This window comes from Pseudomonas sp. SDO5522_S412 (genome assembly GCF_054071215.1).
In genome coordinates this window covers 1-19,043 of sequence record NZ_JBSVWQ010000111.1, presented here as the reverse complement: position 1 = coordinate 19,043, position 19,043 = coordinate 1, and the positions used below count along the sequence as shown (strand labels likewise).

Annotated in this window: 21 protein-coding genes; 3 read left to right on the top strand and 18 right to left on the bottom strand. The window is 60.7% G+C overall.

Annotation, left to right across the window (positions count from 1 at the left end; all coding sequences use genetic code 11):
• Nucleotides 1-72: 72 nt before the first annotated feature.
• Nucleotides 73-621 (bottom strand): adenine phosphoribosyltransferase, encoded by a 549-nt coding sequence (locus ACW9I6_RS20600; RefSeq protein WP_003219046.1) that lies wholly within the window; start codon nucleotides 619-621, stop codon nucleotides 73-75.
• Between the two features lie 80 nt (nucleotides 622-701).
• On the bottom strand, nucleotides 702-1,436 hold the full coding sequence (gene fnr, locus ACW9I6_RS20595; protein ID WP_003219044.1) for a fumarate/nitrate reduction transcriptional regulator Fnr: 735 nt from the start codon (nucleotides 1,434-1,436) through the stop codon (nucleotides 702-704).
• 154 nt (nucleotides 1,437-1,590) lie between these two features.
• Between fnr and ACW9I6_RS20590 the strand changes: the two genes are divergently transcribed.
• Nucleotides 1,591-2,067: a hypothetical protein gene (locus tag ACW9I6_RS20590; RefSeq protein ID WP_003219041.1), complete on the top strand. Its 477-nt coding sequence runs from the start codon at nucleotides 1,591-1,593 to the stop codon at nucleotides 2,065-2,067.
• A 7-nt stretch (nucleotides 2,068-2,074) separates the two neighbouring features.
• On the opposite strand, the gene hemN is transcribed toward ACW9I6_RS20590, so the two are convergent.
• The 8 genes from hemN to ACW9I6_RS20550 all read right to left on the bottom strand — a co-directional run bounded on the left by hemN (nucleotide 2,075) and on the right by ACW9I6_RS20550 (nucleotide 9,905).
• Complete coding sequence (gene hemN, locus ACW9I6_RS20585) at nucleotides 2,075-3,457, bottom strand: oxygen-independent coproporphyrinogen III oxidase (protein WP_457339746.1); 1,383 nt, start codon at nucleotides 3,455-3,457, stop codon at nucleotides 2,075-2,077.
• 103 nt (nucleotides 3,458-3,560) lie between these two features.
• Nucleotides 3,561-4,244 carry a sulfite exporter TauE/SafE family protein gene (locus tag ACW9I6_RS20580; RefSeq protein WP_003219035.1) on the bottom strand — a complete coding sequence of 228 codons (684 nt, stop codon included), beginning with the start codon at nucleotides 4,242-4,244 and terminating at the stop codon, nucleotides 3,561-3,563.
• Complete coding sequence (gene ccoS, locus ACW9I6_RS20575) at nucleotides 4,237-4,455, bottom strand: cbb3-type cytochrome oxidase assembly protein CcoS (protein ID WP_003219033.1); 219 nt, start codon at nucleotides 4,453-4,455, stop codon at nucleotides 4,237-4,239. The genes ACW9I6_RS20580 and ccoS overlap by 8 nt, the downstream gene beginning before the upstream one ends.
• A 22-nt stretch (nucleotides 4,456-4,477) precedes the next feature.
• Entirely contained in the window at nucleotides 4,478-6,928 is a 2,451-nt protein-coding gene (locus ACW9I6_RS20570) for a heavy metal translocating P-type ATPase (RefSeq protein ID WP_457339745.1), read from the bottom strand.
• Between the two features lie 135 nt (nucleotides 6,929-7,063).
• Entirely contained in the window at nucleotides 7,064-7,603 is a 540-nt protein-coding gene (locus ACW9I6_RS20565; RefSeq protein WP_008437568.1) for a FixH family protein, read from the bottom strand.
• A 14-nt stretch (nucleotides 7,604-7,617) separates the two neighbouring features.
• Nucleotides 7,618-9,033: a cytochrome c oxidase accessory protein CcoG gene (ccoG, locus tag ACW9I6_RS20560; RefSeq protein ID WP_003219028.1), complete on the bottom strand. Its 1,416-nt coding sequence runs from the start codon at nucleotides 9,031-9,033 to the stop codon at nucleotides 7,618-7,620.
• A 207-nt stretch (nucleotides 9,034-9,240) separates the two neighbouring features.
• On the bottom strand, nucleotides 9,241-9,651 hold the full coding sequence (locus tag ACW9I6_RS20555) for a type II toxin-antitoxin system VapC family toxin (protein ID WP_087694843.1): 411 nt from the start codon (nucleotides 9,649-9,651) through the stop codon (nucleotides 9,241-9,243).
• Nucleotides 9,651-9,905: a type II toxin-antitoxin system Phd/YefM family antitoxin gene (locus ACW9I6_RS20550; RefSeq protein ID WP_003219024.1), complete on the bottom strand. Its 255-nt coding sequence runs from the start codon at nucleotides 9,903-9,905 to the stop codon at nucleotides 9,651-9,653. The genes ACW9I6_RS20555 and ACW9I6_RS20550 overlap by 1 nt, the downstream gene beginning before the upstream one ends.
• 634 nt (nucleotides 9,906-10,539) lie before the next feature.
• Here ACW9I6_RS20550 and ACW9I6_RS20545 point away from each other — a divergent pair.
• Complete coding sequence (locus tag ACW9I6_RS20545; protein ID WP_023659084.1) at nucleotides 10,540-11,220, top strand: hypothetical protein; 681 nt, start codon at nucleotides 10,540-10,542, stop codon at nucleotides 11,218-11,220.
• A gap of 93 nt (nucleotides 11,221-11,313) precedes the next feature.
• On the opposite strand, the gene ccoP (ACW9I6_RS20540) is transcribed toward ACW9I6_RS20545, so the two are convergent.
• The 8 genes from ccoP (ACW9I6_RS20540) to ccoN (ACW9I6_RS20505) all read right to left on the bottom strand — a co-directional run bounded on the left by ccoP (ACW9I6_RS20540) (nucleotide 11,314) and on the right by ccoN (ACW9I6_RS20505) (nucleotide 18,199).
• On the bottom strand, nucleotides 11,314-12,291 hold the full coding sequence (ccoP, locus tag ACW9I6_RS20540) for a cytochrome-c oxidase, cbb3-type subunit III (RefSeq protein WP_003219020.1): 978 nt from the start codon (nucleotides 12,289-12,291) through the stop codon (nucleotides 11,314-11,316).
• Nucleotides 12,288-12,473, bottom strand: a complete 186-nt coding sequence (locus ACW9I6_RS20535) for a CcoQ/FixQ family Cbb3-type cytochrome c oxidase assembly chaperone (RefSeq protein WP_008437575.1) — start codon at nucleotides 12,471-12,473, stop codon at nucleotides 12,288-12,290. Before ACW9I6_RS20535 ends, ccoP (ACW9I6_RS20540) begins: the two co-directional genes overlap by 4 nt.
• A 5-nt stretch (nucleotides 12,474-12,478) precedes the next feature.
• Entirely contained in the window at nucleotides 12,479-13,087 is a 609-nt protein-coding gene (gene ccoO / locus ACW9I6_RS20530) for a cytochrome-c oxidase, cbb3-type subunit II (RefSeq protein WP_003193167.1), read from the bottom strand.
• On the bottom strand, nucleotides 13,087-14,529 hold the full coding sequence (gene ccoN / locus ACW9I6_RS20525) for a cytochrome-c oxidase, cbb3-type subunit I (RefSeq protein WP_003219015.1): 1,443 nt from the start codon (nucleotides 14,527-14,529) through the stop codon (nucleotides 13,087-13,089). Before ccoN (ACW9I6_RS20525) ends, ccoO (ACW9I6_RS20530) begins: the two co-directional genes overlap by 1 nt.
• A gap of 472 nt (nucleotides 14,530-15,001) precedes the next feature.
• Complete coding sequence (gene ccoP / locus ACW9I6_RS20520) at nucleotides 15,002-15,949, bottom strand: cytochrome-c oxidase, cbb3-type subunit III (protein ID WP_003219014.1); 948 nt, start codon at nucleotides 15,947-15,949, stop codon at nucleotides 15,002-15,004.
• A complete protein-coding gene (locus ACW9I6_RS20515; RefSeq protein WP_214499232.1) occupies nucleotides 15,946-16,152 on the bottom strand; it encodes a cbb3-type cytochrome oxidase subunit 3 in 207 nt (68 codons plus the stop codon). The genes ccoP (ACW9I6_RS20520) and ACW9I6_RS20515 overlap by 4 nt, the downstream gene beginning before the upstream one ends.
• A 3-nt stretch (nucleotides 16,153-16,155) precedes the next feature.
• Entirely contained in the window at nucleotides 16,156-16,764 is a 609-nt protein-coding gene (gene ccoO / locus ACW9I6_RS20510) for a cytochrome-c oxidase, cbb3-type subunit II (protein ID WP_003219010.1), read from the bottom strand.
• A 10-nt stretch (nucleotides 16,765-16,774) separates the two neighbouring features.
• Complete coding sequence (gene ccoN / locus ACW9I6_RS20505; RefSeq protein WP_003219009.1) at nucleotides 16,775-18,199, bottom strand: cytochrome-c oxidase, cbb3-type subunit I; 1,425 nt, start codon at nucleotides 18,197-18,199, stop codon at nucleotides 16,775-16,777.
• A gap of 79 nt (nucleotides 18,200-18,278) precedes the next feature.
• Here ccoN (ACW9I6_RS20505) and ACW9I6_RS20500 point away from each other — a divergent pair, with 79 nt between their 5' ends.
• On the top strand, nucleotides 18,279-18,968 hold the full coding sequence (locus ACW9I6_RS20500) for an alpha/beta family hydrolase (protein WP_178912544.1): 690 nt from the start codon (nucleotides 18,279-18,281) through the stop codon (nucleotides 18,966-18,968).
• Nucleotides 18,969-19,043: the final 75 nt, after the last annotated feature.

The following is a 19,043-nucleotide window of genomic DNA, read 5'->3' as shown; positions in this document are numbered from 1 at the left end:
GCGGCCCCAAGATCTTTGGGAGCGCTGCGCACTCCAGCGGGAGCAAGCTCCCTCGCCACACGAGTCCCGGGGTTATTGGTCTGTCAGGGCAAACTGCGTCAGGCAGAACGTCGCAATGCCCATGTCTTCCAGGCGCTGGGACCCACCCAGCTCCGGCAGGTCAATGATCGCCGCCGCTTCGAAAATCCGTGCGCCCATGCGCCGGGCCAGGTTGGCCGCTGCGATCAGCGTGCCGCCGGTGGCGATCAGGTCATCGAACATCAGCACCGAATCACCTTCACACAGGCTGTCGGCGTGCACTTCCAGGAAGGCTTCGCCGTATTCGGTCTGGTAACTCTCGGCCAGCACGTCAGCCGGCAATTTGCCTTGCTTGCGGAACAGGATCAGCGGTTTGTTCAACTGATAGGCAATGATCGAACCGATCAAGAAGCCTCGGGCATCCATCGCGCCGATGTGGGTGAAGTCGGCTTCGACGTAGCGGTGTACGAAGGTGTCGGCCACCAGGCGCAAGGCCTTGGGCGACTGGAACAGCGGCGTGATATCGCGAAAGATCACCCCAGGCTTGGGGAAGTCGATGACTGGGCGAATCAGGGATTTGATGTCGAACGAATCGAAGACCATCGTCGAGGAGTCCTGGGGAGGAAAGCGGACTCGAAGTATACCTGCGGCCCAGCCGATTGGCTCGGCCGCAAGCGTCTGGATCAACCGTCGAGCGAACCGCCAGCCAATGCGCAGAGCTGGATCGGGTCGAGGATATGCACTTCCTTGCCTTCGGCCGCAATCAACTCGTTCTGCTGGAAGCGGGTGAATACCCGGGATACGGTTTCCACCGCCAGGCCCAGGTAGTTGCCGATTTCGTTGCGCGACATGCTCAGGCGGAACTGGTTGGCCGAGAAACCCCGCGCGCGGAAACGTGCGGAAAGGTTGACCAGGAAAGTGGCAATACGCTCGTCGGCGGTTTTCTTCGACAACAACAGCATCATCTGTTGGTCGTCGCGGATTTCCCGGCTCATCACGCGCATCAACTGGCGACGCAATTGCGGCAGCTGCAGGGCTAGTTCATCCAGGCGTTCGAACGGGATTTCACACACCGATGTGGTTTCCAGGGCCTGGGCCGACACGGGGTGAATCTCAGTGTCCATGCCCGACAGTCCGACCAGTTCGCTCGGCAGGTGGAAGCCGGTGATCTGTTCTTCGCCGCCATCGCTCAGGCTGAAGGTTTTCAGCGCGCCAGAACGTACTGCATAAACGGAGTCAAACTTGTCGCCCTGGCGAAACAGGAACTCGCCTTTTTTCAGTGGGCGACCGCGTTTAACGATCTCGTCCAGCGCTTCCATGTCTTCCAGATTCAACGAAAGTGGCAGGCACAGGGGGGCCAGGCTGCAATCCTTGCAATGAGCCTGGCTATGAGCGCGCAGTTTAACTGGCTCGGACATTTCTTAAATCCTTGTGGGAAAACACACATAAGACGTAAGGGTACCGCACTGGGGGACGATCAGGCCAGCGTGTACAAAAAAGCAGCAGCGGTATAAAGAATTTTGTATCGAGGTCGATACAAGATTGTCACTCCTAGAGCTGGAGGCTCAGATCATGCTTTCCATTGGCGCAACCAACCCTGCCATTGTTTCTTCGCTAACCGTGCCTGATGCGAAAAAAGACCCCGCTGCAGACGATAAAGACCAAGCGTCTTCGACCGATCGGGCCACTGACACCAAGCCCCAAGGACTGGTGGTGGATATCTCGGGGGCGGGGCTGAAAGCCTCCAAGGCCAGCACCAACTCCAACAAGGACATTGACGACAGCAACCTGAAAGACAACATCAAGCAGCTGTTGAAAATGATTCGCGAGATGAGAAAACAGCTCGCCGAGAAGATGGCTCAGCTCTCAGCTGCCATGTCCGACGCCTCAAAGACCCCGCAGGCAAGGCAGGCCAGAGTGGCCGCCTTGCAGAGTGATATCGCGACATTGCAGGCCGGCTTGATGACGGCCCAATCGCAGTTGACCAAGGCCTTGAAGGACGAGTCTCCCGAGTCGCAGCTGGAAGCGATGGCCCTGCTGGCGAAGTAGGACAGGTTCAGATTACTCGCGAAAATCGTTGCCGATTCTGGTGCTCCAGATAGGCATCGAACACCATGCACACCGAGCGTACCAGCAGGCGCCCCGCCGGCAATACGCGGATGCCCTGTGGGTCGAGTTCGATCAGTCCGTCCTCGGTCATCGCCTCCAGTTGCGGCCAGAGTTCGTCGAAATAGCCGCGAAAATCGATGTTGAAAGCCTGTTCGATCTTCTCGAAACTCAGGCTGAACGTGCAGATCAACTGCTGGATCACTTCCCGTCGCAACCGGTCATCCGTGGTGCATAACAACCCACGGCTGGTGGCCAGTTGCGCGCCGGCGAGGGCGTTCTGGTAGTGGTTCAGGTCGCTGCTGTTCTGGCAGTACAGGTCGCCGATCTGGCTGATCGCCGACACCCCAAGCCCGATCAAATCGCAATGCCCATGGGTGGTGTAGCCCTGGAAGTTGCGTTGCAGCGTGCCTTCTTCCTGGGCGACGGCCAATTCGTCGTCCGGCAGGGCAAAGTGGTCCATGCCGATGTAGCGGTAGCCCGCCCGGGTCAACTGCTCGATGGTGGTTTGCAGCATCAGCAGTTTTTCCGCCGGGGAGGGCAGGTCGTCGGTGTTGATCCGTCGCTGGGGCATGAACCGTTCCGGCAGGTGTGCGTAGTTGAACACCGAGAGGCGGTCGGGTTGCAGACTGATGACTTCTTCCACGGTGCGTGCGAAATTCAGCGGTGTCTGCTTGGGCAAACCGTAGATCAGGTCGATATTGATCGAACGAAACTGCAGGGTGCGCGCTGCGTCGATCACTGCGCGGGTTTCTTCCAGGCTTTGCAGGCGGTTCACCGCACGCTGCACTTCGGGGTCCAGGTCCTGCACGCCGATACTGACGCGGTTGAACCCCAGTTCACGCAGCAGGCCCATGGTCGCCCAGTCGGCTTCCCGCGGGTCGATTTCAATCCCGTAGTCGCCGGAGTCATCGTCCAGCAGGTTAAAGTGCTGGCGCAGGCGGCCCATGACCTGACGCAGCTCGTCATGGCTGAGAAAGGTCGGGGTGCCGCCGCCGAAGTGCAGCTGCTCCACCGGCTGTTTGGGATCGAGGTGGCACGCCACCAACTGGATTTCCTGCTCCAGGCGTTGCAGATAGGCGTGAGCCCGGCCGCGATCCTTGGTGATGACCTTGTTGCAGGCGCAGTAGTAGCAAATGTTGGCGCAAAACGGCACGTGCACATACAGCGACAGGGGCCGTACGGCCTTGCGGCTGTCGCGCAGGGCGTGGAGCAGGTCGAAGGTGCCGACCTGGCTGTCGAATTGTACGGCGGTGGGGTACGAGGTGTAGCGTGGCCCCGCCAGGTCGTAGCGGTGAATCAGATCAGTGTCCCAACGAATGGCGTCGAGCATGCGGGCGTTCCCCCGGATAGGCTAGTGGGCCGAGTCTAGGGGCTGGGTGGGGAAGCCATCTTGATTTGCATCAACGGGGAGCGGCGCTATGCCACATGGCGATCTAGTGGCCCATCAGCCAGTGCTGGTGCGGCCCGGGCAAGGTCCAGATGCCGAACAGCATGACCAGCAGGCCACCGGCCATCCGCACGCTGCGTTTGCGCAATAACGCGGTGACTCGATCAGCGGCTAAGCCCGTGGCCAGCAGTACCGGCCAGGTGCCAAGGCCGAACGCGAGCATCAGCACCGCACTGTCCAGCGCATTGCCCTGGCTGGCCGCCCACAGCAACGTGCTGTAGACCAACCCGCACGGCAACCAGCCCCAGAGCGCACCCAGCAGCAACGCCCGGGGCAGGCTGGACACCGGCAGCAAACGGTTGGCAACCGGCTGGATATGCCGCCACAGGCCGCGCCCGAGGCTTTCGATACGGGTCAGGCCGCTCCACCAGCCAGCCAGGTACAAGCCCATGCAGATCAGCAACAGCCCGGCGAGGATGCGCATGAACATCGCTGCCGGACTGTTGGCCACGGCCCAGCCGGCCAGGCCGATCAGCAAGCCGGCGGTGGCGTAGCTGAGGATGCGCCCCAGGTTGTAGGCCAGCAGCAGGCGAAAGCGCCGACTGCGTTGCTCCTTGGGAATCGCCAGGGTCAGCGCGCCCATCAGGCCGCCACACATACCCAGGCAATGGCCGCCGCCCAGCAGGCCGAGGATCACTGCCGAGACCAGCAGGGGCGCCAGTTCAAGCATGGGGCGGATCTTTCGGCTTGGGCGGTTGTTCAGGGCCGTTGGCTTCATCGACGGCCGCCAGGTGGTTCGGGTCCTGGTCATCGAACAACACGCTGTGGGCCGGGCCATCGAGGTCGTCGTACTGGCCGCTGTCCACCGCCCAGAAGAAGATGTAAATGGCGATGGCCACGATCAACAGCGCCGCCGGGATCATCACGTAAAGAGCTGGCATCTGCACTCCATGCCCGTGCGGCTCAAGCCGGCAGCGGGCGGGTTACGGGGGCGGGGCTCACGGCTGGCGTGCTCGGCATGCGAGTCAGGCGCAGGGCATTGAGCACCACGGTCAACGAACTGAGGGACATGCCGATCGCCGCCCAGATGGGAGTGATCCAGCCGAGGGCGGCAAACGGCAACATCAGGCCATTGTACAGCCCGGCCCACAGCAGGTTTTCAATGATTACCCGGCGGGTGCGCCGGGCCAGGGTAAAGGCTTGCACCAGGGCGTCGAGGCGGTTCGACAGCAACACCGCGTCGGCGCTGGTCTTGGCCAGGTCGGTGGCCGAGCCCATGGCCACGCTGATATCGGCGGCGGCCAGCACCGGCACATCGTTGACGCCATCGCCGAGCATCAGCACCTTGCGGCCTTCCTTGTGCAGCTGTTGCAGCATTTGCAGCTTGTCATCGGGGCGCAGGCCGCCATGGGCTTCGTCGATGCCCAGCTCGGCGGCGACACTGGCAACCATCGGCGAGCTGTCTCCCGACAGCAGCAACGTGCGCCAGCCGCGTGCCTTGCAGGCGGCGAGCAAGGCGGGCGCGTCGCTGCGCAGGCGGTCATCCAGGACAAACCAGGCCAGGGCGCCGTCGGTGTCGCCCAGCAGCAGCCATTGGCCGGCTTCCTTCGGCGAGGCGGGGAGGGCGCAGCCGCTCAGTTCGCAAACAAAACCCGGCTGGCCAATGCGCAACCGGCGGTCACCGACGCGGCCTTCCAGGCCCAGGCCCGGCGTGCTGAGCACTTCATCCGCCGCCAACGGCGCGCGGCCGAATGCGCGGGCGATAGGATGTTCCGAACGTTGCTCCAGCGCCGCCGCGAGGCTCAGGCACTCGTCGCTGCCCAGCAGGCTCAACGGGCGGATCGCGCGCAACGCCAGGCGACCTTCGGTAAGGGTGCCGGTCTTGTCGAAAATCACCGTGTCGATCTGGTTCAGGCCTTCCAGCACGTGGCCGCGGGTCAGCAGCAGGCCGAGTTTGTGCAGGGTGCCGGTGGCTGCCGTCAGGGCGGTGGGTGTTGCCAGTGAGAGGGCGCAAGGGCAGGTCGCAACCAGCATCGCCAGGACGATCCAGAACGCCCGTGACGAATCCAGCTCCCACCACACCAGGCCGATGACCGCAGCGGCGACCAACGAGCACAACAGGAACCATTGGGCGGCGCGGTCGGCGATCTCCGCCAGCCGGGGTTTCTCCGCCTGGGCCCGCTCCAGCAGGCGCACGATGGCCGACAGGCGCGTGTCGTGGCCCAGGGCGCGGACTTCGACGGTCAGCGCACCTTCGACGTTGAGGGTGCCGGCAGTGACGGCATCGCCGACCTGGCGTGGTTGCGGCAGGTACTCGCCGGTCAGCAGCGATTCGTCGATGCTCGACTGGCCGTCGAGGATGATGCCGTCTGCCGGCAGCACCGCCCCCGGATGCACCAGTACCCGGTCGCCCAGGGCCAGTTCGCTGAGCAGGATCCGTTCACTTTGCCCGTCGGCACTCATGCGCAGGCACGAGGCTGGCAACAGGTTGACCAACTGCGCGGTGGCTGCCGCCGTACGTTCCCGGGCGCGACGCTCCAGGTAGCGCCCAGCCAGCAGGAACAGGGCAAACATGCCGACTGCATCGAAATACAGTTCGCCGGTGCCGGTGATGGCGGTCCAGATTCCGGCCAGGTAGGCACCGCCAATGGCCAGGGACACCGAAACATCCATGGTCAGGTGGCGGGTGCGCAGGTCGCGCATCGCCCCCTTGAAAAACGGCGCGCAGCTGTAGAACACGATGGGCGTTGTCAGAAACATCGCGACCCAGCGCAGGATCACGTGCAGCTCCGGGCTCAGGTCGATATTGAATTCCGGCCAGGTGGCCATCGTCGCCATCATCGCCTGGAACCACAGCAGCCCGGCCACCCCCAGTTGACGCAGGGCCAGGCGGTTTTCGCTGGCCAGTTGTTCAGCGGCACGGTCGGCTTGATACGGGTGGGCGGCGTAGCCGATGTGGCGCAACTCGCCGAGCAGTTGGCTCAGTGGCAGTTGCCCATCGGCCCAACGCACGTGCAGGCGGTGGTTGGACAGGTTCAGCCGCGCCTCGGCCACGGCGGGCAGGCTGCGCAGGTGTTTTTCGATCAGCCAGCCACAGGCGGCGCAACTGATGCCTTCCATCAACAGTGTGGCTTGCGACAGGTCACCGTCGTGGCGCACGAAAGGCTTTTGCACATCGGCACGGTCATACAGCGCCAGCTCGTCCACCAGTTGCACCGGCAGCGCCTCGGGGTTGGCCGAGGCTTCGCTGCGGTGCTGGTAATAGCTTTCCAGGCCACCGGCGACAATTGCCTCGGCCACCGCCTGGCAGCCCGGGCAGCACAGCTCGCGGGGCTCGCCGAGGATCACGGCAGTGAACCGGCTGCCGGGCGGCACGGGCAGGGCGCAGTGGTAGCAGGGGATCGGGGTGGTCATGGCTCAGTTCCGATGATCGTTCCCACGCTCTGCGTGGGAACGCTTCGCTGGACGCTCCGCGTCCGCTCTTGTGACGCGGAGCGTCACGGGATGCATTCCCACGCAGAGCGTGGGAACGATCAAACAGGTGACGCTCTATTTTTTCAGGTCTTCAGCACCCTGCAGCGGCTCGTCGCCCAGCAGCAAGTCCTTGTCATGGCTGACCTGTTCTTCTTCAAACATACGCCAGGTCCGGTCGCCTTCCACCCCCAGCAGCTCGACGAAGCGGCGGCCTTCGACCTTGTCGGTCACCTGGCCGATGTAGCGGCCGGGCTCGCTGTCGCTGCGGGTCAGGATGATCTTGCGATCCTTCTCCGGCTGGGTCGGCGAAATCAGGTTCAGCTCCAGGGTGCCGGGCCCGCTGTTGCCGGTCAGGTGCAATTCGACTTCGCCGGTCAACTCGTCCAGGTGCACCTTGGCCCGCAGTTGCAGAGTCTGGGCCAGCAGTTCGCGGTCCAGGGAACGGTTGATGCCTTTGCCGGCCTCGTAATAGTTGTCGTTGACCAGGTTGTCGGGGTTGTTTACCGCGATGGTCACCATGGACAAGGTCAACGTCACCGAGCAGGTCAGGATCCCAATGATGATCCAGGGCCAGAGGTGCTTGTACCAGGGGCTTGCGGCAGTAGCTGCGGGCATTGTTCGGCTCTCTATTAACGGACTTGTGGGCCGATGAATCGGCTCTTGGCTTCAATGTGGACGCTGTCGTCATCGGCATCCCTGAGGATGAATTTCACCTCGTTGGTGCTCGACGGCAGTTGTTCCGGTGCGCTCGACAACTCCACCGGCATGCTGAAGATTTCCCCGGCCGCTACCTTGATCTCGCGCCGGCCTTGCAGCTTGAGGTCTGGCAGGCCTGCGGCGTCAAGCACGTAGGTGTGGTCGCGCTGGTCCTTGTTCATGATCTTCAGGCTGTAGACGTTTTCGATCCGGCCCTCGGCGTTTTCGCGGTACAGCACGCGGTCCTTGCTGACATCGAAACCCACCAGCGAGCGCACGAAGAAGGCGGCCACCAACAGGCTGATCATCGCCAGCAGCACCAGGGCATAACCGATCAGGCGCGGGCGCAGCTTATGGGTTTTCTGCCCGGACAGGTTGTGCTCGGTGGTGTAGCTGATCAGCCCGCGCGGGTATTCCATCTTGTCCATGATGTTGTCGCAGGCGTCGATGCAGGCCGCGCAGCCGATGCATTCAATCTGCAGGCCGTCACGGATGTCGATGCCGGTAGGGCACACCTGCACGCACATCGTGCAATCGATGCAGTCCCCCAAGCCCTGGGCCTTGTAGTCGATACCTTTTTTGCGCGGCCCACGGACTTCGCCACGGCGCGGGTCGTAGGAAACGATCATCGTGTCCTTGTCGAACATCACGCTCTGGAAACGCGCATACGGGCACATGTAGATGCACACCTGCTCGCGCAGCCAGCCGGCGTTGCCGTAGGTGGCGAGGGTGAAGAAGCCGACCCAGAAATACGACCAGCCATCCGCCTGGCCGGTGAAGAAATCGAACACCAGTTCACGGATCGGCGAGAAGTAGCCGACAAAGGTCATGCCGGTGACGAAGCCGATGATCAGCCACAGGCTGTGCTTGCCGAACTTGCGCAGGAACTTGTTGGCGCTCATCGGCGCCTTGTCCAGCTTGATGCGCTGGTTGCGGTCGCCTTCGGTGACCTTTTCGCACCACATGAAGATCCAGGTCCACACGCTTTGCGGGCAGGTGTAGCCGCACCAGACGCGGCCGGCATACACGGTGATGAAGAACAGGCCAAACGCCGCCACGATCAGGATGCCCGACAGCAGGATGAAATCCTGGGGCCAGAAAGTCGCGCCAAAAATGAAGAATTTACGCTCCGGCAGGTTCCACCAGACAGCCTGGTGGCCACCCCAGTTCAGCCACACGGTGCCGAAGTAGAGCAGGAACAAACCGGCACCCCCGAGCATCCGCAGATTGCGGAACAAACCGGTGAAGGCACGGGTGTAGATTTTCTCCCGCGATGCGTAGAGATCGACGGTGTTATTCGAATTTTTGGCAGGCGGAGTAACGTCATGTACCGGAATCTGGTTGCTCATCATTGCATCCCACGGCAGTGGAGATTTGCCTCGGCCAGTACGTGCCGGCCGGGGTCAAAATAGGGGTGTTGCAGTGGCCTAATGATACGCCCCTGATACCCTTCGACGGGTGCGACCTTTGGTCGCGTTGGGGGAAATCAATTGATGGTGTACGTGATCTGGGTCAATTGACTTGTGAAGTATGGACGGTTTTCGCAGCCTTACCGGTCATTCGTCCCATGGATTGATCAGCGCGACGCCGCTGGATTGAAAGTCGCCAGTGTTGCGGGTGACCACTGTCAGCCCATGAACCAGCGCGGTTGCAGCGATCAGCGCGTCACTTTCGTTGGCTTGGTCTGGCACATGCAAGCTGGCACAGCGCAGGGCAACTGCTGCATCAATCGGCAGGATCCTGGCATCAAACGCCGGCATGACATGGCGCTTGAGCCATGTGCGCAAAACCTTCCCCTGGGCGGGATCACGCCGCTCCATTCGCAGGACTCCTGTTTCCAGTTCCTTCAAGGTAATGGCTGAAATATACATCCGTGGCGCGATGACACTTTTGGCCCAGGCGACGACCTTGGCATCGGCCTGGGGTTTGCGCAGTTCAGAGATGACGTTGGTGTCGAGTAGATACATCAAGTGAAGTCCACGGGTCGATGAGTGATCACGGCGCGTTCGGTTTCGAACTCGATATCTGCCGCTTCTGGCATCACCAACAGGTCAACGATGTCGGCATTGAGGCCTGTCAGTTTTTGGTAGTCCTCAATGCTTAGCAGTACATGGGCAGGCTTGCCCCGGTCAGTGATAAAAACCGGGCCTTGGCGGGCGGCTTTTTTGGCACCGCTTGTGTCTTGATTGAATTCACGGCTGGAAATGGTGGTGATGGTCATGGGGGCTAACCTCCGTATGGAGTACGAATGTAGTCACGTTACTACCTGCGGTTTTCTTGATCAATCTCAAATGTAGATGCGTTGCTGGCGGTGACGACTTTTTCGACTTGAAAACAAAACGGCCCCGCCAATCTCCACTGGCGGGGCCGTTTTTTTTCACCGCTTTTCCTCACACGGCGTCTGGCGGCTTGTTCCCATGGGACAGTCCGAAACATACGCCGCCAGCAAGTGCACCTTGCCGTTTCCCTTGCGACTTCCTGGTGTTGAGTAAGTAAATCAGGAGAGGTCTACGGGCCGGTGTGGTGGCGTTTTTATACCTGCTTTTTGCGCTGTTAAATAACCTACAACGATTGGTTAGGAAGCTGACGCTTCTGCGATATCAGTTCTTAGGCCCAAACGAGCCTTTGTTTACACAGAATGAAACGTTTGTTGTAGGAACGCTGATCGCGTTATTGCCACGCAGGAAATGCCGACGTTGAGATCAAGTCTGGATCAGTGTTCGGCAATGTTTTGTAGCAGCGCGCAGCGTTACCACGATGAAACCTTTGATGAGCAATTGTTGAGCGTTATGCCTAGGCCTCTTGCGCGCCGATAAATTTATTTTGTTTTGACGTTATTCAAATCGAGGAAACCAATGACCATTCAACGTGCTAATGACACGCATAATGTTGGAGCCGTTCCACCATCGGCTTCGACGCTGCCAGTATCCTCTGGCATCAGCGTAGAGCAATTCAGTAGTTGGAATGATTATCGGGTGGCCGACCGTCTACTCAGAAACTTTGATAAGTATGCCGACCCTGCGCAACCAGACTACATCACCCGCGACTCTCTACGACAGGTTGCGTATGCCTCTGCGCAGAGTGGCTACAGCAGTGACGACATGAATTTTGCCCGTTCTCTGCTGGAAAATCCTGTACTCATGGAGAAACTCGATGGGTACGGAAAGCATAAGCACGATGGCAAAATCGATCGTGAAAGTATCATAACCGTGGGTCAGAATATGGGGTTTCCCCTGGCCACGATGAGTGATAAAGAACTGGCGCAAAAGCTCCTGAATGAATATGACACCTATTACCCGGAGCGCGGTTGGGGTGGGATTGATCGCAGGGAGGGTGTGACTTACGCTTCACTGAAGAACATCGCGGATGGGACGCGTCATGATCGCGGCCCAGATGAAGCGATGGTCGCGCGGGAAATCTTGAGTCGTCCTGAGTTAGTGGCACAGTTAGGACTGACGGATTGGTCTAAATCGGCTGATCGGGGGGCGATCAACGCTGCTATTAAAAGAATGGACCAAGTACATGAAGAACGGTAACGCCTCGTCCTCGGGGTAAGTTGAGTTCCACCAATGCCCCATTACCAAAGCCCCGCGCAGCATTGGCTGCGCGGGGCTTTTTGGTTTTAATGCTTACTGCTCCTCAGCTGCCTTGTCTCCATGGGACAGGCTGTAAACATAGGCCGCCAGCAAGTGCACCTTGTCATTGCCCTGCAACTGCTCCTGCGCAGGCATCTGGCCTTGACGGCCATAACGGATGGTCTGCTGCAGTTGCGCGAAGCTCGAACCGTAGATGAACGCGCCAGGGTGGGTCAGGTCAGGCGCGCCCATGGCGGGTGTACCTTTACCGGCAGGACCGTGGCACGCCACGCAGTTGGCGGCGAAGAGTTTCTCGCCGTTGGCCACGTCTGCCTTCGCGCCTTCCGGCAATTTGCGGCCATCGAGGTTGGTCACCACAAAGCCGGCCACATCGGCCACGCCTTGCTCGCCAATGACTTCGGCCCACGCCGGCATCACCGCGTGGCGGCCCTTCATGATGGTTTCCTTGATGGTGGCCGGGTCGCCGCCCCAGCGCCAGTCGGCGTCGGTCAGGTTGGGGAAGCCGTAGGCACCCTTGGCGTCGGAACCGTGGCACACCGAGCAGTTGGAGGCGAACAGGCGGCCACCCATCTTCAAGGCTTGCGGGTCCTTGGCCACTTCTTCGATCGGCATGGCGGCGAACTTGGCGAAGATCGGCCCGAACCGGGCGTCCGACTTGGCCATTTCCTTTTCCCATTCGTGCACGCCGGTCCAGCCGGTCTGGCCATTGGCAAATGGGGTTTGCTTGTCGTTGTCGAGGTAGTTGTAGCCCGGCAGCAGGCCTTTCCAGTTGCCCAGGCCAGGGTACAGCGCCAGGTAACCGAGGGCGAAGATGATGGTGCCGACGAACAGCATGAACCACCATTTGGGCAGCGGGTTGTCGTACTCCTCGATGCCGTCGAACGAGTGGCCGACGGTTTCATCGGTTTGCTCGGCGCGCTGGCCCTTGCGGGTCGACAGCAGCAGCCAGGTCAGGGCGAAAATGGTACCCAGACTGAGGACTGTGACGTACAGACTCCAGAACGTAGTCATTCTTTGTTACTCCTAGACGCTTCCACGACGTGCTTGATGGCTTCGGGATCATCCGCGAAGGGCAGCAACGTCGCGTCTTCAAACTCCGACTTGCGCTTGGGGCTGAACACCCACAAGGCCAGGCCGATAAAGGCCACCATCACGACAACGGTGCCCAGGCCTCGAATCATCCCGATATCCATCCAGATCACCGTTTGCTTTTGATGATGGTGCCAAGGCCTTGCAAGTAGGCCACCAGTGCGTCCATTTCGGTCTTGCCCTTCACGGCCGCTGCCGCACCGGCGATGTCTTCGTCGGTGTAGGGCACGCCCAGGGTGCGCAAGACTTCCATCTTCTTGGCGGTGTCCTTGCCGTCGAGTTTGTTTTCGACCAGGAACGGGTACGCCGGCATTTTCGATTCGGGCACCACGTTGCGCGGGTTGTACAAGTGCGCACGCTGCCAGTCATCGGAGTAACGACCGCCGACCCGGGCCAGGTCCGGGCCGGTACGCTTGGAACCCCACAGGAATGGGTGGTCCCACACGCTTTCACCGGCGACCGAGTAGTGGCCGTAGCGTTCGGTTTCGGCACGGAACGGGCGGATCATCTGCGAGTGGCAGCCGACACAACCGTTGGCGATGTAGACGTCGCGGCCTTCCAGTTCAAGGGCGGTGCGCGGCTTCATGCCTTCCACCGGCTTGTTGGTCACGTCCTGGAAAAACAGCGGAACGATCTGGGTCAGGCCGCCGATACTCACGGCGATGACCATGAAGAAGGCCAGCAGGCCGATATTCTTCTCGACTACTTCATGCTTCATCAGTGAGCTCCCACAACGGCGATCTTGGTAGCGGCTTCGGCTTCTACAGGGTCGGAGGCACGCACGGTGCGCCACACGTTGTAGGCCATGAACAGCATGCCGCTGGCAAAGATCGCACCGCCCAGGGCGCGCACGATGTAACCCGGATGGCTGGCTTGCAGCCCTTCGACGAAGGAGTAGGTGAGGGTGCCGTCATCGTTGATTGCACGCCACATCAGGCCCTGGGTGATGCCGTTGACCCACATCGAGGCGATGTAGAGCACGGTACCGATGGTGGCCAGCCAGAAGTGCGTGTTGATCAGGCTGACGCTGTGCATCTGCGCACGGCCGAACAGTTTCGGGATCATGTGGTACAGCGCGCCGATGGAGATCATCGCTACCCAACCGAGGGCGCCGGCGTGTACGTGGCCGATGGTCCAGTCGGTGTAGTGGGACAGCGAGTTGACCGTCTTGATGGCCATCATCGGGCCTTCGAAGGTCGACATGCCGTAGAACGCCAGGGAGACCACGAGGAACCGCAGGATCGGGTCGGTGCGCAATTTATGCCAGGCGCCCGACAGGGTCATCATGCCGTTGATCATGCCGCCCCAGCTTGGCGCGAGCAGGATGATCGACATCGCCATGCCCAGGGACTGGGCCCAGTCCGGCAATGCGGTGTAGTGCAGGTGGTGCGGACCGGCCCAGATGTACAGGGTGATCAGGGCCCAGAAGTGCACGATGGACAGGCGATAGGAGTAGATCGGACGCTCGGCCTGTTTCGGCACGAAGTAGTACATCATCCCCAGGAAGCCGGTAGTGAGGAAGAAACCTACGGCGTTGTGGCCGTACCACCACTGGATCATTGCGTCCGTCGCACCGGCGTAGGCCGAGTAGGACTTGAAGAAGCTGACCGGCAAGGACGCATGGTTGACGATATGCAGCATCGCCGTCACCAGGATAAACGCCCCGTAGAACCAGTTGCCGACATAGATGTGCTTGGTCTTGCGCTTGACGATGGTGCCGAAGAACACCACTGCGTAGGTCACCCAGACAATCGCCAGCAAAATGGCGATCGGCCATTCCAGCTCGGCGTATTCCTTGGTGGTGGTGTAGCCCAGCGGCAGGGTGACGATCGCGCCCACGATGACCGCTTGCCAACCCCAGAAGGTAAAGGCCGCCAGTGCATCGGAAATCAGTCGCGTTTGGCAGGTTCGCTGCACGACGTAGTAAGAAGTGGCAAACAGTGCACATCCACCGAAGGCGAAAATCACCAGGTTGGTGTGCAACGGGCGCAGGCGTCCAAATGTCGTCCATGGCAGGCCAAAATTCAACTCTGGCCAAACCAGTTGCGAGGCAATGAAAACGCCGAGCCCCATGCCAAGGATCCCCCAGACCACCGTCATGATGGCGAACTGGCGGACTACCTTATAGTTATAAGCAGTCGGACTGATTGCTGTGCTCATTCTAAGGTTCCACGGTTTAGTTTTTTTATAGGGTAAAAATCGGTCGCAAGTATGGAGAAAGCAAGATTCCATTGCAACGCAAGGTGACCTGCGTCAATGCGTTCCAAACCAGATTCTGCGCCCTTTCCATGTTTGGCGTAAGGACAAAATTCAGGGTTAAAAGCTGACGACTTGGACAGGATTTTAAACGGGTCGAAGGTACTTGTAACTGAGTGTGTGTAAACAAGCAGCTCGGGTGACGAATGGCCAGTGGCACGACAGCCGGTAGGTACCAGCCTTTGCGCCTGTCATCGAGCAGAAATGTTTCAACCCATCGAGTGCAAGTCGGCCGTCGACCGGCCAATGCCAGTCCACTGTGCAAACAAGCGTAGACCCGAATGGCAGGAGGGGAAAGTCAGCGATCGGAAGGGTGCGACAATGGGTCGCAAAAAAGCCGCGCCTGAATCAGGCGCGGCTTTTGGGTGGTGCAGGATTACTCGGGTTGGCTGTCAGGCGTTGCGCCATCAGCATTGTGGGACAGGCTGTAAACATAGGCGGCCAGCAGGTGCACCTTGTCATTGCCTTGCAGTACTTCCTGCGCAGGCATCTGGCCCTGGCGGCCGTGGCGAATGGTCTGCTGCAACTGCGCCAGGCTGGTGCCGTAGATAAAGCCACCTGGCTGCGTCAGGTTCGGCGCGCCCATGGCTTCCACGCCATGGCCTTCCGGCCCGTGGCAGGCGACACAGGTGGTGCTGAATGCCACTTGGCCCGCGGCGACATCCGCGGTGCTGTCCGCCGGCAGCGGCAGGCCTGCCAATTCATGGCGCACATAGGCTGCGACGTTCTTCACACCGTCCTCACCCAGCACTTCACCCCAGGCCGGCATCGCGGCATGACGGCCATTCATGATGGTCATCTTGATTGCATCCGCCGAACCGCCCCAGCGCCAGATGTTGTCTGCCAGGTTCGGGAAGCCGTAGGCGCCCTTGGCGTCCGAGCCATGGCACACCGCGCAGTTGGAGGCGAACAGGCGGCCGCCCATTTTCAGCGCCTGCGGGTCCTTGGCGACTTCTTCCACCGGCATGGCCGCGAATTTGGCGAAGATCGGCCCGAATTTGGCGTCGGCCTTGGCCATCTCCTTGTCCCATTCCTTGGTCTGGGTCCAGCCATCTTCATAGCCCGGCAATACGCCTTTCCAGTTGCCCAGGCCCGGGTAGAGGATCAGGTAGCCGACGGCAAACACCAGGGTGCCGGCGAACAGCATGAACCACCATTGCGGCAGCGGGTTGTCGTACTCCTCGATCCCGTCGAAGGCGTGGCCCATGGTCTGGTCCACGCTGCCCTTGGTCTCGCCCTTGCGGGTGCCGATCAACAGCCAGGTCAGCCCGATCAGGCTGCCGAGGGTCAGTACACAGATCCATGTACTCCAGAAGGTAGTCATGGCCGGTTGCTCCTTGTTGCAGGCTCTTCTTGAGCGTCGGGGGTTGGCGGTAGCGGTTCATCGGCAAACGGCAGCAGGCACGCCTCGGCGAACTCCGAATTGCGCCGGGAGTTGAACACCCACAGCGACAAGCCGATGAAGGCGATGGCCACGACCAGCGTGCCAAGGCCGCGGATGGTTCCAGCATCGAATTCAAATCCCATGGCTCACCTCTTGCTCTTGATGGCAGTGCCGAGCACTTGCAGGTACGAAACCAGCGCGTCCATCTCGGTCTTGCCCTTGAGGGAGGCCACGGCCCCGGCGATGTCGTCGTCGGTGTACGGCACGCCGAGGGTGCGCATCACCTTGAGCTTGGTCTCGGTGTGGCTGCTGTCGACCGGGGCGGTGACCAGCCATGGGTACGCCGGCATCTTCGATTCCGGTACCACGTTGCGCGGGTTGTACAAGTGCGCGCGGTGCCAGTCGTCCGAGTAGCGCGCGCCGACGCGTGCCAGGTCCGGCCCGGTACGCTTGGAGCCCCACAGGAACGGGTGATCCCACACGCTTTCACCGGCCACCGAGTAGTGGCCATAACGCTCGGTTTCGGCGCGGAACGGGCGGATCATCTGCGAATGGCACTGTACGCAGCCTTCGCGGATATAGATGTCGCGACCTTCCAGTTGCAGCGCGGTGTAGGGCTTCATGCCTTCCACCGGCTTGTTGGTCACATCCTGGAAGAACAGCGGCACGATCTGGGTCAGGCCGCCGATGCTCACGGCGAGCACCATCAGCAGCATCAGCAGGCCGACGTTCTTTTCAATGGTTTCGTGTTTCATCATCGACTCCTCAGGCCATCTGCGCCGCAGCGGCGACTTCGGCGGGTTGTGCCGAACGCACGGTGCGCCAAGTGTTGTAAGCCATCAGGAACATGCCGCTGAGGAAGATCGCCCCGCCCACCAGTCGCACGATGAAGCCTGGGTGGCTGGCCACCAGGGTTTCGACGAAGGAGTAGGTCAAGGTGCCGTCTTCGTTGACTGCACGCCACATCAGGCCCTGGGCGATGCCGTTGACCCACATCGAGGCGATGTAGAGCACGGTGCCGATGGTGGCCAGCCAGAAGTGCGCGTTGATCAGGCCGAGGCTGTACATCTGCTCGCGACCGAAGATTTTCGGGATCATGTGATACAGCGCGCCGATGGAGATCATCGCTACCCAACCCAGCGCCCCGGCGTGTACGTGGCCGATGGTCCAGTCGGTGTAGTGGGAGAGGGCGTTGACCGTCTTGATCGCCATCATCGGCCCTTCAAAGGTCGACATGCCGTAGAACGCGAGAGACACGACAAGGAAGCGCAGGATCGGGTCGCTGCGCAACTTATGCCAGGCGCCCGACAGGGTCATCATCCCGTTGATCATCCCGCCCCAGCTCGGTGCCAGCAGTACCAGCGACATCACCATGCCCAGGGACTGTGCCCAGTCCGGCAGCGCGGTGTAGTGCAAGTGGTGCGGGCCGGCCCAGATGTACAGGGTGATCAGTGCCCAGAAGTGCACGATGGACAGGCGATAGGAATACACCGGGCGTTCGGCCTGTTTCGGCACGAAGTAGTACATCATCCCGAGGAAGCCGGCGGTGAGGAAAAAGCCTACCGCGTTATGCCCGTACCACCACTGCACCATGGCATCCGTCGCACCGCCGTACAGCGAGTAGGACTTGGTCAGGCTGACCGGGATTTCCAGGTTGTTGACGATATGCAGGATGGCCACGGTGATGATGAACGCACCGAAGAACCAGTTACCGACGTAGATGTGCTTGGTGTTGCGCTTCATCACCGTGCCGAAGAACACGATGGCATAGGCCACCCAGACGATGGTGATCAGGATGTCGATCGGCCATTCCAGCTCGGCGTATTCCTTGGAGCTGGTGTAGCCCAGCGGCAAGGTGATCGCGGCCAGCACAATCACCAGCTGCCAGCCCCAGAAGCAGAACTGCGCGATCTTTGGCGCGAACAATTGGGTCTGGCAGGTGCGTTGCACCGAGTAGAAGGAGCTGGCAAACAGCGCGCAACCGCCAAAGGCAAAGATCACCGCGTTGGTGTGCAGCGGGCGCAAGCGGCCGAAACTGGTCCAGGGCAAATTGAAGTTGAGTTCGGGCCATACCAACTGGGCAGCGAGAAAAACCCCGAGCCCCATGCCGACGATGCCCCACACCACCGTCATAATGGCGAATTGGCGGACCACCTTGTAGTTATAGGCGGTACTTAAAGTAGTGTTCATGGTTCCCCATCCACGGTTCAACCCAAGCAAATGCGGCACTTGGGCTGGAGTTATAGGCAGACTAAAAAGCGAGGCAAGCATGGGCAAAGAGCACAAGGCCAGTATTGACGGGGATCAATGGGCGCAGTGTGTGCGGGAGCGCGGCTGGTTGTGGGATGTCGCCACAGGGTCTATCGCGCGTACGCCCACGACGTTGATCTTGGCCCACGGCGCGGGTGCGCCGATGGACTCGGGCTTCATGAACGACATGGCTGCACGCCTTGCGGGGCATGGCGTGAACGTATTGCGCTTCGAGTTTCCGTACATGGCCCAGCGTCGTGTGGATGGCGGTAAACGTCCGCCGAACCCGGCGCCGAAACTGCTGGAATGCTGGCGTGAGGTGTATGCCGAGGTGCGACGTCATGTCGCTGGGAAACTGGCCGTTGGCGGCAAGTCCATGGGCGGGCGGATGGCCAGTTTGTTGGCGGATGAATTGGGTACGGACGCGCTGGTGTGCCTGGGTTATCCGTTCTATGCGGTGGGCAAGCCGGAGAAGCCACGGACCGAGCACCTGGCCGGGCTGAAGACGCCGACGTTGATTGTGCAGGGTGAGCGGGATGCACTGGGCAATCGGGCGGCGGTGGAGGGGTATGTGTTGTCGCCGAGCATCGAGGTGATGTGGCTGGTGGCGGGGGATCATGATTTGAAGCCGTTGAAGGCTTCGGGGTTCAGTCATGAGCAGCATTTGGAGGCTGCGGCGGTGAAGGTGGCCGGGTTTCTCGGCGCCTGATAGGGCCCTTTCGCGAGCAAGCCCGCTCCCACATTTGAAATGCGTTTCAGCGCAACAGGGTCAGTAGCTCTTGCA